At 63.1% G+C, this 15,145-nt stretch carries 16 protein-coding genes; 8 read left to right on the top strand and 8 right to left on the bottom strand.

Annotation, left to right across the window (positions count from 1 at the left end; genetic code table 11):
• Positions 1 to 83: 83 nt before the first annotated feature.
• The 4 genes from X751_RS142770 to X751_RS142785 all read right to left on the bottom strand — a co-directional run bounded on the left by X751_RS142770 (position 84) and on the right by X751_RS142785 (position 5,177).
• Positions 84 to 1,016: a substrate-binding domain-containing protein gene (locus X751_RS142770; RefSeq protein WP_023687083.1), complete on the bottom strand. Its 933-nt coding sequence runs from the start codon at positions 1,014 to 1,016 to the stop codon at positions 84 to 86.
• Positions 1,017 to 1,312: 296 nt separating this feature from the next.
• Complete coding sequence (locus X751_RS142775) at positions 1,313 to 2,341, bottom strand: ABC transporter permease (RefSeq protein ID WP_196815016.1); 1,029 nt, start codon at positions 2,339 to 2,341, stop codon at positions 1,313 to 1,315.
• Positions 2,338 to 3,882 carry a sugar ABC transporter ATP-binding protein gene (locus X751_RS142780; protein WP_023745523.1) on the bottom strand — a complete coding sequence of 515 codons (1,545 nt, stop codon included), beginning with the start codon at positions 3,880 to 3,882 and terminating at the stop codon, positions 2,338 to 2,340. The genes X751_RS142775 and X751_RS142780 overlap by 4 nt, the downstream gene beginning before the upstream one ends.
• Before the next feature lie 137 nt (positions 3,883 to 4,019).
• Complete coding sequence (locus X751_RS142785; RefSeq protein ID WP_023745522.1) at positions 4,020 to 5,177, bottom strand: fumarylacetoacetate hydrolase family protein; 1,158 nt, start codon at positions 5,175 to 5,177, stop codon at positions 4,020 to 4,022.
• A gap of 176 nt (positions 5,178 to 5,353) precedes the next feature.
• Between X751_RS142785 and X751_RS142790 the strand changes: the two genes are divergently transcribed.
• The 6 genes from X751_RS142790 (at position 5,354) to X751_RS142815 (ending at position 11,517) form a co-directional block, all read left to right on the top strand.
• A complete protein-coding gene (locus tag X751_RS142790) occupies positions 5,354 to 6,631 on the top strand; it encodes an FAD-dependent oxidoreductase (RefSeq protein ID WP_023745521.1) in 1,278 nt (425 codons plus the stop codon).
• A 96-nt stretch (positions 6,632 to 6,727) separates the two neighbouring features.
• Positions 6,728 to 7,609, top strand: a complete 882-nt coding sequence (locus tag X751_RS142795; RefSeq protein WP_023745520.1) for an ABC transporter permease — start codon at positions 6,728 to 6,730, stop codon at positions 7,607 to 7,609.
• Entirely contained in the window at positions 7,606 to 8,436 is an 831-nt protein-coding gene (locus X751_RS142800; RefSeq protein ID WP_023745519.1) for an ABC transporter permease, read from the top strand. The genes X751_RS142795 and X751_RS142800 overlap by 4 nt, the downstream gene beginning before the upstream one ends.
• Before the next feature lie 18 nt (positions 8,437 to 8,454).
• Positions 8,455 to 9,561 (top strand): ABC transporter substrate-binding protein, encoded by a 1,107-nt coding sequence (locus X751_RS142805; RefSeq protein ID WP_023668506.1) that lies wholly within the window; start codon positions 8,455 to 8,457, stop codon positions 9,559 to 9,561.
• A gap of 281 nt (positions 9,562 to 9,842) precedes the next feature.
• On the top strand, positions 9,843 to 10,442 hold the full coding sequence (locus X751_RS142810) for a cupin domain-containing protein (RefSeq protein ID WP_023745518.1): 600 nt from the start codon (positions 9,843 to 9,845) through the stop codon (positions 10,440 to 10,442).
• Positions 10,432 to 11,517 carry an ABC transporter ATP-binding protein gene (locus X751_RS142815; protein ID WP_023745517.1) on the top strand — a complete coding sequence of 362 codons (1,086 nt, stop codon included), beginning with the start codon at positions 10,432 to 10,434 and terminating at the stop codon, positions 11,515 to 11,517. Before X751_RS142810 ends, X751_RS142815 begins: the two co-directional genes overlap by 11 nt.
• A gap of 440 nt (positions 11,518 to 11,957) precedes the next feature.
• Here X751_RS142815 and X751_RS142820 read toward each other — a convergent pair whose 3' ends face one another.
• Positions 11,958 to 12,662: an SOS response-associated peptidase gene (locus X751_RS142820; RefSeq protein WP_023745516.1), complete on the bottom strand. Its 705-nt coding sequence runs from the start codon at positions 12,660 to 12,662 to the stop codon at positions 11,958 to 11,960.
• 186 nt (positions 12,663 to 12,848) lie between these two features.
• On the opposite strand from X751_RS142820, the gene X751_RS142825 reads away from it, so the two are divergent.
• Positions 12,849 to 13,202, top strand: a complete 354-nt coding sequence (locus X751_RS142825) for a nuclear transport factor 2 family protein (protein WP_023684393.1) — start codon at positions 12,849 to 12,851, stop codon at positions 13,200 to 13,202.
• 89 nt (positions 13,203 to 13,291) lie between these two features.
• Here the strand turns inward: X751_RS142825 and X751_RS142830 are convergent, their stop codons facing one another.
• The gene (locus tag X751_RS142830; protein WP_023716130.1) at positions 13,292 to 13,771 is read right to left on the bottom strand and encodes an SRPBCC family protein; all 480 of its coding nucleotides are present in this window, start codon (positions 13,769 to 13,771) and stop codon (positions 13,292 to 13,294) included.
• Positions 13,768 to 14,124: a metalloregulator ArsR/SmtB family transcription factor gene (locus X751_RS142835; RefSeq protein WP_023687094.1), complete on the bottom strand. Its 357-nt coding sequence runs from the start codon at positions 14,122 to 14,124 to the stop codon at positions 13,768 to 13,770. The genes X751_RS142830 and X751_RS142835 overlap by 4 nt, the downstream gene beginning before the upstream one ends.
• Positions 14,125 to 14,289: 165 nt before the next feature.
• Between X751_RS142835 and X751_RS142840 the strand changes: the two genes are divergently transcribed.
• The gene (locus tag X751_RS142840; protein WP_023687095.1) at positions 14,290 to 14,637 is read left to right on the top strand and encodes an ArsC family reductase; all 348 of its coding nucleotides are present in this window, start codon (positions 14,290 to 14,292) and stop codon (positions 14,635 to 14,637) included.
• Positions 14,638 to 14,775: 138 nt separating this feature from the next.
• Here X751_RS142840 and X751_RS142845 read toward each other — a convergent pair whose 3' ends face one another.
• A complete protein-coding gene (locus X751_RS142845) occupies positions 14,776 to 15,132 on the bottom strand; it encodes a DUF488 domain-containing protein (RefSeq protein ID WP_023745515.1) in 357 nt (118 codons plus the stop codon).
• Between the last annotated feature and the right edge of the window lie 13 nt (positions 15,133 to 15,145).

Below are 15,145 nucleotides of genomic sequence, written 5' to 3'. Positions count from 1 at the left end.
GGCTGAGCCCAGCGCGCAACGCGAAGGGCTCGGCGAAAGACAGTCGCGACCGCGGCTGCGGCCGCGACTGTTGAAGGTCTGGGTTATTTGCCGGACAGGATGTCGTCGTAGACCTGCGCGGTGTCCTTTTCATAGAGCGCGCCGGTGATGACGTTGAAGCCCGGAGGAATGCCTGACGCCGCCATGTTGGCCAGCGACAGCGCGACGTAGCTGGTCGCCTGCGGGTCCTGCCACTGGCCGGCATTGACGTAGCCGGTCAGCACTTCCTGGGTGGTGTCGAGCGAGTTGCCCCAGCCGACGACCGGGATTTCGCCCGGCTTGATGCCGGCCTGGTCGAACACCCGCTTGATCGAGCCGGTGACCAGATCGCCGAGGCCGATGATTGCCTTGACCTTGGCCTTGTTCGCGGTGAGATAGTCGACCATGCGGTTGATGGCTTCGGCCTGGTCGAGCGTCGCTTCGGTGATCTCATAGGTGATCCCCAGCGGTTCGAAGACGCTCTTGATGCCTTCCTCTTCCTGGACGCCGTAGGTGGCGCCGGGGATTTCGACCGGCATCCAGACGAAGTCGCCCTTCTTCACCAGACCCTTGTCAACCAGATATTGCGCCCAGTGCTTGCCGAAGGTGACGTTGTCGCCGCCGACATAGGCGTCGAAGCTTGCCTTAGGATCGGGCGTGTTGAAGTTGATGATCGGGATCTTGGCGGTGTTGGCTTCCTTGGCGATTTCGATCAGGCTGCCCGGATCGGGGCTGGTGGTGACGATGCCGTCGGCCTTTGCCGAGATCGCGGCGCGCACGGCCTCCTGCTGCGAGGCAACGTCGCCATTGTGGAACGAGGTGTTGACGGTGTTGCCGGTGTCCTTCGCCCATTGCTTGGCGCCGGCCAGGAAGTAGGTCCAGACCGGGTCGGCCGGGCCGCCATGCGAAATCCAGTAGAACGTCTTGGCCTGTGCCGCCGCCGGAACGGCCAGCGCCACAATCAAGCCAAGCACGAGTAATCGTAGCCTCGTCAGCATTTGCTTTCCTCCCATGTTGAAAAACGACCTCCACGTCCGGCGATGATCCGGGCCATGCCCTTGATCCTCTCCTCCTGCCAGCGCCGACCCGGATGCGCAGAGCATCTTCTTTTGCGGCCGATGGCAAGCCTCCATCCGCCCAATGGATGGTGGCGCGATGCAACGCGCCATCATCGATCCCATCAGATCGCATCAGTTAGAGGGCGATTCCAGGAAAAGTGTGAAACGGTTTTCCGTCCGGAATTGCGTCAACCAAGAGATAGAGATATTTCCCGGCAAGCAGGCGGGGCTTAAACTCAGGCGCGCGGATTTTCCTGAAAGCGCTCGGCCTGGCGGTTGCGCAGCACCTTGGCCAGCCGGTCGAGCGCGAGCGCCAGCACCATCACCGCGCCGATCACGAAGGGGCTCCATGCGGCGTCGATGCCGAACAGGGTCACGCCGCTCAAGATGACCTGGACGATCAGCATGCCGATCACCGCACCGAAGACGGTGCCGCGCCCGCCGGAAAGCGAGGTGCCGCCGATGATCGCCGCGGCAATCGCCATCAGCACGAAACCGCCGCCTTGGTCGACGTCGGTAACGGGAGAGCCAAGCCACAGCGCGCCCGCCAGCCCCGAGACGATGCCCATCAGCACCAGCGTCTGCAGCCGCACAGCACCTGTCGGGATGCCGGCATAGAGCGCCGCCTGCGGATTGCTGCCGACGGCCTGGATCCGGTAGCCGAAGCGGCTGCGGTGAAGCACGAGGTGCATCACCACCGCCATTGTGACGAAGACAAAGACAGCCGTCGGCACAAGGCCGAACAGCTTGCCGTGAACGATCTCAAAGAAGTCGCCGCCTGGGCTGGCCGGAGCTGTCGCTTGCATCTTGACGGCCACCGCCGCCAGGCCCCGGAACATTGCAAAGGTGCCCAGCGTAACGACGATGGCCGGCAGTCGCAGCGCCACCACCAGCAGGCCGTTGACGAGGCCGAGCCCGGCGCCGAGCAGCACGCCGGCAAGGGCGGCAAGCCACGGGTCGATGCCGGTGGCCAGAAGGAATGCGGTGAGAAGGGCCGCGAGATGGAATATCCAGCCGACGGAAAGGTCGATCTCGCGGAGTGCGAGCACGAACACCATGCCGATCGCCAGCATGCCGGGATACGCAGCGGTTTCCAGCAACGACAGCACATTGGCCTCGTCGAGGAAATCCGGCCGGGCAAAGCCTGTAATCGCCACAAGGACAACGAGCCCGATGAGCGGCCTGAGTTCGACGGGCAGGCGAAGGCTGCGCTTCGGGTGGGCAGCCGAACCGGCAAGCTGTAGCATGGGATCCAATCGTGTCATGCCATGGCTCCCACGAGTTTCTTTTTCGGCCGCTCCGCCCCCGGCATCTCGCCGGTGGTGGTCAGTTGCAGCACTGTCCTTCGCTTCATCTCGGCGCCGGACAGCTCGCCGGCGACCCGGCCGCGGTGGAAGACAAGGACGCGGTTGCTGAGGTTGGTCAGTTCGGACGGCTCGACCGAACGCAGCAAAACGATACAGCCATTGGCCGCCATCTGCCGGATCAGCGCATAGATCTTGCGCTTGGCAGCCGCCTCGATACCGCCAGCCGGATTGTCTAGGAGCAGCACTTGCGGCGCCGTCTCCAGCCATTTGGCGATTACGATCTTCTGCTGATCGCCGGCCAGCAGCGAATTCACCGGCGCGTCCGGCAGGCCCTTGATGCGCAGCGCATCGATCTGCCTTGCGGCGGCGGCGATCGCGGCCTTGGGCGAGTAGCGGCGAGACCCCCAGTTGCGGGCGCCGGTAGCGATGTTGCCTATGTTGAAGGCCAGCGACCGGTCGGGCATCAGGCCGTTGCACAGGCGGTTGGCCGGCACCAGGCCGATGCCGCGCCGCGCCGCTTCGGTCGGATTTCCAGGCAAGCCGTAGCCGTCGGGGAGCCGCACCCTGCCGCTTTGCGCCTCGCGCAGGCCAAACAGCATCTCGAACAGGTCTTCAACGCCCGACCCCTCAAGCCCGGCCAAGCCGAGGATCTCGCCGGAGCGGGCGGTGAAGCTGACGCCGGAAATCCGGCCGCCGCTCAGACCCTCCACCGTGATCCGCGGCCTTATCGTGCTGGCATTGGCCGGCAGTGCAGGCGGGAACAGGCTGCCGCGCTGCTGGCCGATCATGGCGTCGATCACATCGGCTTCGCTCAACGCCGAGCGCTCACTTGTCAGCACGTCACGGCCGTTGCGCATCACGGTGACCTGGTCTGCGATCGCAAACACGTCCTCCAGCCGGTGCGAGACATAGAGCACGCTCGTGCCCTTGGCCTTGAGGTCACTTAGTACGGTGAACAGGTGCTCGGTCTGGCGCAGGTCGAGCGCAGAATTCGGTTCATCGAGGATCAGCAGCCTCGTGCCTTCCAGAATTGCGCGGCCGAGTTCGACATATTGCCGTTCGCCCATGCCGAGTTGTCCCACAGGAGCGTGGACATCGACGTCGAGCTTGAGTTGCCGAAGCAAGGTGCGGCTGCGTGCCTCCATCTCGCGCCTGGAGACAAAGCCGTTGCGCAACGGCTCGCGATTGACGAACAGATTGGCCAGCACCGAGCGGTCGGCAAACAGACTGAGCCCCTGGTGGACGACGCCGAAGCTGTGCTTGCGTGCAGCGATCGGGCTGTCGACGGTGACTATCTGGTCGCCGACACGGATGGTGCCGCTGTTGGACCGGAGCACGCCGGCAAGCACCTTCACCAGCGTCGACTTGCCGGCGCCGCTTTCACCGACGACAGCATGGATCGTCCCCTGTCCGACAGACAGGTTCATATCCCTTAGCGCGAAAACGCCGCCATAACGCTTGGCGAGATTGCGCACCGATATCATCGGCAAACCGAGCATGCGATTCGGCCCCCACAGACCGCGCCCCGATCCTGGAGCGAATTTCCGATACAGTCACCCGGATTCCGCTAACAAACGGCTTACGAATCCCGGACAGGAACGTTTACCGGCTAGCCGTTCGTCCCGCTGCTCCGAAATCAGATCAGGTCGGCCTTGGCTAGGTCCCGCATGAGATGGCTGGCGCCGTAGGTCCAGTGCGGGCAATCGGGCGACAGAAGCACCCGGTTGACCAGCGCGCCGAATTTCTCCGACGAGATGGTGACGATGTCACCGACCTTGTGGGTGAATCCCTTGCCCTTCTCGCCGCGATCCTTCGACGGCACGAACATGGTGCCGAGATAAAGCGCCAAGCCGTCGGGATACTGGTGGTGCGGCCCCATGGCGGCCGCGACCAGTTCTTCGGGCGAACGGCTGATCTCGGCCATCGAGCTCGCGCCCTCCAGCGAAAACCCGTCCTCGCCCTCGACCTTCAGCCGCACAGTGGCGCGCTTGACATCGTCGACGGAAAAGCTTGCGTCGAACAACCGGATGAAGGGCCCAAGCGAGGCCGAGGCATTGTTGTCCTTGGCCTTGCCGAGCAGCAGCGCCGAGCGTCCCTCGACGTCGCGCAGATTGACGTCGTTGCCGATGGTCGCGCCGACGATCTTGCCGGTGCTGGCGGCGATCATGGCGATCTCCGGCTCGGGGTTGTTCCAGGTGGAGACAGGATGCAGCCCGACATCGGCGCCGAAGCCGACGGACGCCATCGGCTGGCATTTGGTGAAGATCTCGGCGTCGGGGCCGATGCCGACTTCCAGATATTGCGACCAGGCGCCGCGCTGGATGAGCTTGGCCTTGATCTCCATCGCTTCGGGCGAGCCGGGCTTCAGCTTGGACAGATCGTGGCCGATCAGCCCGGCAATGTCGGCGCGGATGGCGTCGGCCTTTTCCGCCGAGCCGCGCGCCTGCTCCTCGATGACGCGTTCGAGCAGGCTGACCACGAAGGTCACGCCCGACGCCTTCACCGCCTGCAGGTCGACAGGCGAGAGCAGATAGGGTTTTGCCGGATCGCGGGTGGCCTGAAAACTGTTGGCGGCGATCGCGTCGAGCGAGCCGATCGGTTCGCCCTTGGCAGAGCGCACGTGTCCGGCCGGATCGGCCATCTCGGAGATGTCGCGCACTGTGGGTGCGGTGGTCGAGGTGACGTCGAAAACGATCCCGTCGCGCACGGTGACCACCAGAGGATGCGAGGCATCGCTTGCCCTGGCTCGGCCGATGAAGAGCCCGTCGGCGGGAAGCTGCGTTGGGTTCGTCATGGCTTACGGTCCTTTGATGATCGAGATGGCAGCTGGGCCGCGGCACTTTCACCGGATTCACGCCAAAGGTCTATCCCGTGGCGCAGGCAATTGTCGGTTCTGACATGAGGCCCGCTCTTTCAAAAAAATGAAACTAGCACTAGAATTTTCATTTTCCGCATACTCCAGGTGAAGCCTTGCCCACACCGTTTTCCGTTCCGATCTGGCAGAAGCCGCAGACCGCATCCGCCTTCCAGTTGCTCGTCACTGCGCCGGTCGACGTTGCCATCGTCGGCGGCGGCTTCATGGGCCTGTCGACCGCCTTGCACGCAGCCCGGCTCGGTCTCGGTGTACAGGTGCTGGAGGCCGGCGAGATCGGCCAGGGTGCCTCGGGCCTCAATGGCGGCCAGGTCATTCCCGGCCTGAAATATGATCCCGAATGGCTGCTCGAGCATTTCGGTCCCGAGCGCGGCCAGGCATTGGTCGATTTCGCCGCCTCCACGGCGGACGCGGTGTTCGACCTCATCCAAGACGAAAAGCTGGCGGTGCCGTTCACGCGCAATGGCTGGATCCAGGCCGCGCATACCGAAACCGCATTGAAAGCGGCGGCGAACAGGGATCGTCAATGGCGGGCGCGTGGCGCCGATGTCCGGCTTCTGAATGAAAGCGAGATCGCCGCTATGACCGGCGCGCAAGGCTATCTCGGCGGCTGGCTCGACCGCCGCGCCGGCATCATCGATCCGCTCGCCTATACAGTGGAACTGGCGCGCATCGCTGCCGCCGCCGGCGCCAGCATTGCCGAGCGGCAGAAGGTGGTGAAACTCCGCAAGGAGGCCGGCCTTTGGCATGTTTCAAGCGAAAACGGCGCCGAGGTGCGGGCGAAAGCGGTTGTCCTGGCGACGAACGCCTATACCGATGGACTGCTTCCGGGCCTCGCCGAAACGATCGTGCCGCTGCATTCCTTCCAGGTCGCCACCGCGCCGCTGTCATCCAACCTTGCGGCGACGATCCTGCCGGAAGGGCAGGCGGTGTCCGACTCCAGGCGCATTCTCGTCTACTACCGCAAAACAGCCGACGGCCATCTGGTGCTTGGCGGCCGCGGCCGCATGGCGCGGCCGAGGAGCGAGGCCGACTGGGCGCATCTGCAGCACGCGCTGGTGCGGCTCTATCCGGCCTTGGCCCATATCTCGATCGAGAAACGCTGGTTCGGTCGTGTGGCGATGACACCGGATCACCTGCCGCACATCCATGAGCCGGAAAAGGGCCTGCTCGCCGTGGTTGGTTGCCAGGGCAGGGGCGTCGGCCTGATGACCGCGCTGGGAAAACGCATGGCGGGCTACCTCGCGGGCGGCGATGTCAATCAATTGCCGTTCCCGCTGTCGCCGGTCCGGCCGATCCCGTTCCACGCCTTCCGCCAGGTCGGCGTCGCCGCGACCATCGCCTGGTACCGGATGCTCGACGCCTTCGAGCGCTGATTGGGCGCCGGTCGCCTAGGCCTCGTGGATTCAGCTTGACAGTTTCACAAATATGAAAAAAGCTAAGCCGATTTCATATTTCCGTTGAGCAGTCCGATGTCGAGCATCGTTGCAACAGAAGCGCCGGCAGGGTCGTCCCGAGGCTTCCGCTTCGCCATGTTGCTGCCGGGCGGGCTGGTCACCTTGTTCCTGATCCTGTTTGCCCTTGGCCTTGTGCTCTTCCTCTCACTTCGCGGCAATGACGGTTCGCTGCTCGGCGCCGGCTTCACGGCAGGCAACTTCATCACCGTGGTCTCCGATCCGCTCTACTGGACGGTGACGCTGCGCTCGCTGGTGATCGCCGGCCTGGTGACGCTGGCGACCGTCGTCACCGCCTATCCCGTCGCCTACTATCTCGCCTTCCATGCCGCCCGCCGCCGTGGCCTGCTGCTGTTCCTGGTGACGCTGCCGTTCTGGACCAGCTATCTCCTGCGCGTCTTCGCCTGGAAGATCGTGCTCGCCTACAATGGCGTGTTGAACTCGGCGCTGATCGAAAGCGGCATCTGGTCGGAACCGACGCTGGCCTTCCTCAACACGCCGGCGGCGGTGGTCGTCACGCTGGCGCATGCCTATGCGCCCTTCGCCATCCTGCCGATCTATGTGGCGCTGGACACCATCCCGAAATCACTGCTCGAAGCCGCCTCCGATCTCGGCGCCAGACCGTTCACGGCGTTTCGCCGCGTCGTCTTGCCCAATTCGATGCCGGGCGTTCTGGCGGCCGCCCTCGTCGTCTTTGTGCCGACGGTCGGCGACTATGTCACCCCGGCCATGGTCGGCGGTCCCGCCAGCACCATGATCGGCACATTGATCCAGTCGCAGTTCGGCAAGGCCAATGACTGGCCGTTCGGGGCGGCACTTTCAGTCTGCGTGATGCTGGTCATCCTCTGCGTGGTGCTGGTCGCACGCGGCGCCGACCGCAAATTCGGCAGCCGCACATGAGCGCGGCGCGGAGAGATGATGGCCGCGGCTGGCTCGGCGTCTATGTGCTTGCCTATCTCGTCTTCCTCTATCTGCCGGTGCTGTTGATCCCGCTGTTTTCCTTCAACAACTCCATCCAGGCCGCGTTTCCGCTGCAGGGCTTCACGCTCGAATGGTATGCCACGCTCTATGGCAATCCGGCGCTGTCCGACGCGCTTTTGAACAGTCTCGTCATTGGCGTCGTGGCCGCCGCCGGCGCCACGCTCTGCGGCATCACCGTCTCCTATATGGACCTCTACGGTCGTTCGCCGCTCGCCGCCACCATCAGCGCCATCTCCAGGCTGCCGATCCTGATCCCCGGCGTCATCGTCGGCATATCGTTGCTGATCCTCGTCAATCTCATCGGCCTCGGCCCGTCGCGCATCGCCATCGTTCTCGGCCACATGCTGGTGGCGCTGCCGACCACCGTGGTGATCATGCGCGGCCGGTTTGCCGCAATTCCGAAAACCATTCGCGAGGCCGCACTCGATCTCGGCGCTTCCGACTGGACGACCTTCCGGCGGGTGATGTTGCCGCTCTCGCTGCCGGCCATCGTCTCGGCCTTCATGCTGGCCTTTCTGATTTCCTTCGACGAGTTCATCGTCGTCTTCTTCCTCGCCGGCACCGAGCCGACGCTGCCGCTCTACATCTGGAGCCAACTGCGTTTTCCTCGCTCGCTGCCGACCGTGATGGCGCTGGGGACAGCTATCCTTGCTGTGTCCGTCATCATCGCCGGCATCGCCGAAATCCTGCGCCATCGCGGGCTGAGCACAGCCCGNCGGCGCCCACCAGTCCAGCCTGAACCATAACAAAAGAGGAGAACCGAAATGGCATTCGACCCGAAATCAATTACTGGGCTGAAATCGATCACTGGCCCGAAATCGATCACTGCAAAGACAGCCCGCACCGGGCTTGCCGCGCTTGCAATCGTCCTGTCGTCGACTGTCGCCTTCGCCGCCGACAAGCTGCAATATTTCACCTGGTCCGGCTATGAACTGCCCGACTTCAACAAGAGCTTCCTGACGGCCCATCCCGATGGCGTCGAGGCCTCGATCTTCGGCGACGACGACGATGCCTTCACCAAGGTCAAGGCCGGCTTCCGCCCCGATATCGCCCATCCCTGCTACGACAAGGTGGCGCGCTGGAACAAGGAAGGCCTGCTGCAGCCGATCGATACCAAGCGCATCAAGAACTGGGATTCGATCTTCCCGGTGTTCAAGAACCTGCCCGACATCCAGGCCGGCGACGGCAAGGTCTGGATGGTGCCGTGGGATTGGGGCAACACCTCGATCCTCTACCGCACCGATCTGGTGAAGAACCCGGAAGCGAGCTGGAACCTTCTGTGGGACAAGCAATATGCCGGCCGCATGGCGACCATCGATGCCGTGCATGACACCCCGATCGTTGCCGCACTTCTGGCCGGCGTAAACCCCTTCGACATGACGCCCGAGCAGATGGACAAGGTGGCGGAAAAGTTGCGCGAGCAGCGTCCCCTCCTCTCCAACTACACCACCGACATGACCTCGGTCGAACAGGCGCTGGCCAGCGGCCAGCTGGTCGCCGCCATGACCTGGAACGCGTCGGCAACCTCGCTGAAGAAGCAGGGCGTGCCGGTCGAGTTCATGAAGCCGAAGGAGGGCATGCTGACCTGGGCCTGCGGCTTCGTCATGCTCAAGGACGCCAAAAACGTCGACCTCGCCTATGACTTCATCAACAGCCGGCTCGACGCCGACTCGGGTAAGTACCTGATCCAGGCCTACGGCTATGGCAGCTCGCTCAGCACCGCCTTCGCCGGCGTGGCGAAGGACGAACTGGACAAGCTGCAATTGCCGGCGGACCCGGAGGTGATGCTGAAGACCACCATCTTCACCGGCCCGATGAAGCAGAACGACGATGTGGCGAAGATGTTCGAGAAAGTGAAGGCGGGCGGCTGAGGGATCCATCGCCGACGGTTGCGCTGCCCCTCACCTGCCTGCCGGCATCCTCTCCCCGTATAGTGACGGGGAGAGGGGCGCTGTCACCAGCGATTTCGCAAATCGCAAACGTTGCAGAAATGGCGCCGAGTTTGCGACCAGCCGCTTTCTCCCCGTCACTATACGGGGAGAAATGTCCGGCAGGACAATGAGGGGCAGCGCCGACGGCAGGTAATTGTGACTAATCTCCTGAAGCCCGCGGGTCTTGCCGCCGCGCCAAAGACTGCAACAAGGACCAACTGATGGACATGCTTGAAGCGAAACCAAAGGCCGACGCCGACATTCGCGTCGGCCGGCGCGTGCGGGCGCTGCGGCTGGAGCGCAATTTGTCGTTGGCCGAGCTGGCAGCAAAAGCCGGCGTCTCCATCGGTGCGCTGAGCCAGATCGAGCGCGGCCTGTCTTCGCTGCGCGTCAAGGTGATCTGGCCGCTTGCGGCCGCGCTCGACATCGAGCCTTCGGCGCTGATCACCGACGGCAACGAAGCCGCCAACGATCTCTATTGCGTGCGCGCCGACAAAAGGCGGCAGCTCCCGGTCAAGTCGGAAGGCATCGCCAAGGCGCTGCTGTCGCCGCCGGGCGCGGCGCTGACCGGCCTCTTGGTGACGGTGGAAGCCGATGGCGGCACGGCGGAAGCCTATGCGCATATCGGCCACGAATTCGGCTATGTCGTCTCGGGCGAGGTCGAACTGGTGGTGGACTCGACAAAATACGTGCTGAAGAGCGGCGACTCCTTTGCCTTCAAGAGCACGCTTCTGCACGCCTTCCGCAATCCCGGCACCGAGCCTTGCCAGATCCTCTGGGTCAACACCACCAAACCCTCGGAGGTGCGCGATGGCGCCTGACGCCCTGGTGCGGCTGGACACGGTCTCGAAGGTTTTCCCCGGCGGCATTGTCGGGCTCGATGCCGTCGATCTCGCTATTATCAGCGGTGAGTTCATCACGCTGCTCGGGCCGTCGGGCTGCGGCAAGACCACCAGCCTGCGCGTCATTGCCGGTTTCGAAAGCCCCTCGGGCGGCAAGGTGCTGCTCGATGGTCGCGACATCACCGCGCTGAGGCCCTTCGAGCGTCCCGTCAACACCGTGTTCCAGGATTATGCGCTGTTCCCGCATATGAACGTCGCCGAGAATGTCGGCTTCGGCCTGTCGCTGCGCAAACTGTCCGGCGCCGAGCAGGCAAAGCGCGTCCGCGAAGCCCTCGACATGGTCGGCCTCGCCGACAAGCTCGGCGCCCGCGTTTCCGAACTGTCGGGTGGCCAGCGCCAGCGCGTCGCGCTCGCCCGCGCCATCGTCTGCGAGCCGCGCGTGCTGTTGCTCGACGAGCCGCTGTCGGCGCTCGATGCGCATCTGCGCGAACAGATGCAGGTCGAACTGAAGCGGCTGCAGTCGCGGCTCGGCACCACCTTCGTCATGGTCACCCACGACCAGACCGAAGCGCTGTCGATCTCCGACCGCATCGTCGTCATGAACAAGGGCCGCATCGAACAGATCGCGCCGCCGGCCACGCTCTACGACCGGCCCGCGACGAAATTCGTCGCGAGCTTCATCGGCACGATGAACCTGCTGCAATCGCGCTTCATCGGCCGCGATGGCGACCGCCTGCGCTTTGCCGCCGGCGGGCTCTCGCTGGAGGCAACATCCGAAACCGGCGACACGCCCGGCGAAGGCACTGAGCGCACCATCGGCGTTCGCCCCGAGGACTTGCTGGCCACCACCGATGCCGCCGCCGGCACCGCGCCGGCGCGCGTCAACTCCATCGTCTTCCACGGCCGCACGCTGCGGCTGCATGCTGAGCTCGGGCAGGGATTGCCGGTGGTGATCGATGCGCCGCGCCAGGCCGAGGGCTTTCAATTCAGCGTCGGCGACGTGGCGCATATCAGCCTGCGCCGTGGTGCCAACTGCCCTATGCTGCCAAGCTGATCCAACCCAATCCCATCATCGACGGTTGGATTTAACCTGCTGTGAAGATCGCCAAGGTGGAATTAAGTGTGAATTGACTCGCAAAGGAACATATTCCTACTTTGCGGGATGCCCGAACTAAGCACCCGACCGCGCCGAAATGTGCAAACCCTCTGCTTGGCGCATGAAGTCGGGCAGCTAATTCGTGTTCGATGTCGGAACTGCAACATCACTCGACACTATCTGCCTGGCGATCTCGCAAAGCTGGTTGGTGATATCCCCTTTTGGGATGTGGAGCGGCACATGCGGTGCGAGCGCTGCAAAGGTCGTGAGCTCGATGCAGGCATCATTCTGCCAAGCGCTGCTGAACGCCTTAAAATTCGCGTCAGACGTCTTGTCGAAATCCGCATGGTTCGCCGGGTAATCTGGCGAGACGACGATTGAGGAGAGCCGATTTCGGGCTAAAACAGAGACCCTTGGGCCGGGGCCTGTGGTGGGAACTTGATCTGTGTGGCTGGCTTCTCAACGATCACCAACGCGTCGTTGGGCGCCGTCCGCTGCAAACGCCGTGCTTCCGACCATGGCGCCGTCAGCCAAGCCTCGGTTTCCTCCGGCGTGGTGAGGATCACGGGCATAGCCTTCTCATGTATCGGCGCAATGAGAGCATTAGGCTTGGTGGTCATGAAGGCGTATAGCTCGAAGTCGCCGGGACCGTCCTTGACCTTTCGCAGGCCCTGCCAAGACATCCAGAAACCAGCGAAGAAGAACAGCGGCCGGCTCTCGCCACGGGCAAACCAGTAATTTCGCTGGATTCCTGTTTCCGGGTCTTTATCGTTCGCCGCAGGGCTGGGCTCGGCAAAGCTGGTCACCGGCACGACACATCTGTGCTCGACGCCCACATATTGCTGCCAGTGCGAATATTGCGGATTGCGAACGTTGGTGGTGCCGTAGTCGGCCTTACCTTTCATGCGCTCGGGCGGCGTTGGCAAACCCCAAAGCAGTTTCGCCAGTTCACGCTCCCCATCCGTCCTGTTGCGAACGACAAGCCCAGGTTGATTGGGATAGACATCAAGCGAAGGTTCGAGGTTGCCGCTGATATCGCGCAATGTGCGGGTCCATTGGCGGACCGCCTCTTGCGTCGTCGTGATGTTGTAGAGGTTGCACATGCACCCAGCATTGCGGAATTGGCTTTTGTCTGCAACCGAAGTCGCTGTCCGACGCCGCCGCAATCGTCGTCACACAGCCGCGCTATATCATCGTCCTGACACACCTTGTCAGCTGTCGTGCGGGTAAAGGTGGCGGGCCGGCAAGCGCTTCCCTATTTCAAACCAGTCTGAACAGGAGGAACACACATGACCATCGCGGATGTTGCCAAGGATTTCACTGAAATGCTCCAGCAGGGGGATCACCTGGGTGCTGGTGAAAAGTACAATGCCGATGATATCGTCAGCCTCGAAGCCATGGAGGGGCCGATGGCCATCGCCCGTGGCAAGGAGGCTCTCAGGCAAAAGGGCGAATGGTGGCAAGAGAACCACGAAGTCCATGGCGGCTCTGTCGAAGGCCCCTATGTCAACGGCGACCAGTTCGCGGTGCGCTTCAAGTTCGACATAACGCCCAAGGCCACCGGCGAACGGGTCACCATGGACGAGGTTGGCCTGTACACGGTCAAGAACGGCAAGATCACCGAAGAGCGCTTCTACTACTGAGCCCGGGTGCCGTCGGGTTCCGGCGCGCTTCGCTGCACGACCCAAAAACCAGGCGGCCGGGACAAAGTCCTGGCCGCAGTGGGAAGAGCTCAAATGGTCTTCACATACTGCGCCAACTGATCGGCCACCGTGCCCCAGCCGTCGAAGAACCCCATCTCTTCATGATTGTTGCGGGTAGCCTGGTCGCGATGGATGGCCGTTGCCGTGTAGCGCGTGCCCTTGTCATCCGACTGAAGCGAAATGACTGCGGTGATGAAGGGCTCGCCCGAGGGCCGATAGCCCGGCAGCAGCGCATCGGTCCACACCAGCCGCTCGTTCGGCACGATCTCGAGATAGCAGCAATGGCGGTCGTTGACCTCCTTGCCGTCGGGCGATTGCATGCGCGTCCGGAACAGTCCGCCCGGACGAAGGTCGATCTCGCAATCGGTGATCAGCCAGGGCTTGGGCGTGAACCATTGCTTGACATGCTCCGGCACCGTCATCGCGCTCCACAAGAGTTCGCGCGGCGCGTCGAGCTTGCGCTCCAGAGTCAGGTCCAGTCTGGGGTCGGGCTTGAAGGGATAGCTCACTTTTCTTGCTCCTTGAGGCTCATCACATAGGCGTCGAATTGATCGAGTCGGCGCTCCCACAGCGTGCGCTGTTCGGCCAGCCAGTTTTCGGCGAGCTGCAGCGGTTCGGGCGCCAGCTGATAGGTCCTGGTGCGGCCGATTTTTTCCGATCGCACCAGTCCGCAGCCTTCCAGCACTTTCAGATGCTCGATGAAGGAAGGCAGCGCCATCTCGAAAGGCTGCGCCAACTCGCTGACCGAGGCCGGACTGCGGTTCAACCGCTCGACCACGCGCCGCCGCGTCGGGTCAGCCAGCGCGCGGAAGATGCCGTCGATCGGCGGGAGACTTGTAGTTGGGGCGTGGAGGCTTGGCATGGGCGATCCTGAGGTCCGTCGACGGGTATGGAAAGATACTTAGGAAAATTCCTTAGTATTGGCAAGCCCTAAAAATGGGCTGATGTGACCGGGGTGCTGGCAAAGCGGGAAGGACGGTTTTAGGCTGTCCGGCGGATTCGACCACCAGCCCAAGGGAAGTGCGTTTTGACGATCACCATGTACGGCATCACCACCTGCGACACGATCAGGAAGGCGCGCACCTGGCTGGAGGGCCACGATGTGCCTTACCGTTTTCACGACTACCGGGCCGAGGGGATAGAGGTGGGCAGACTGGATGGATGGATCGGCAAGGTTGGCTGGGAAAAGCTGCTCAACAAGGGCAGCACGACCTTCCGCGAACTGCCCGACAAGCACAAGCAAGGGCTCGACGAGAAGAAGGCCAGGAAGCTGATGCTGGCCAACCCGACGATGATCAAGCGCCCGGTGCTCGAGGTCGGGGATGAGATTTTGGTGGGGTTCAAGCCGGAGGCTTATGAAGGGGTGGTGAAGTAGCGTAGCCTTGCCTCGTCAGCCTATGGCGTAGCAAGGAGCGAAGCGACGCAGCGCAGACCCAAGGATGACGAACGCGTGGAGGGCGATCGCTAATTGTGCAGGCTTTCGCTTGCGGCGTATGCAGCGGTTCGCTGTCTCTCAACCCGTCCAGCGCAAATACCCCGCCAACGCCACCGCATTGTTATGCGCCTCGTCATGTGCGCTATAAAGCAGCGTCACCTTGGCCTTGCCGAGCAAGCCACGCAGTTTCGCCACCGCTTCTCTATTCCCATCCAGCTCGACCGAATACCGCACCTGAAACTCCGCCCATCGCGCCGGCTCATGTCCGAACCACCTCCGCAATTCATCGCTCGGCGCGATCTCCTTCAGCCACAGCGTCAGCGCGGCATCCTCCTTGCTGATGCCGCGCGGCCAGATGCGATCAACCAGCACCCGCTGCCCGTCATCGGGCGCGGGTGCTTCGTAAATTCGCTTGACCGTCAGGTCGAAACCCATCCGCCCTCCGCGA

Origin of the sequence: Mesorhizobium sp. LNJC394B00, assembly GCF_000502555.1 — a bacterium.
GTDB lineage: Bacteria > Pseudomonadota > Alphaproteobacteria > Rhizobiales > Rhizobiaceae > Mesorhizobium.
Note: the sequence above shows the minus strand (reverse complement) of the source record. Positions and strands in the feature narration are given on the sequence as shown.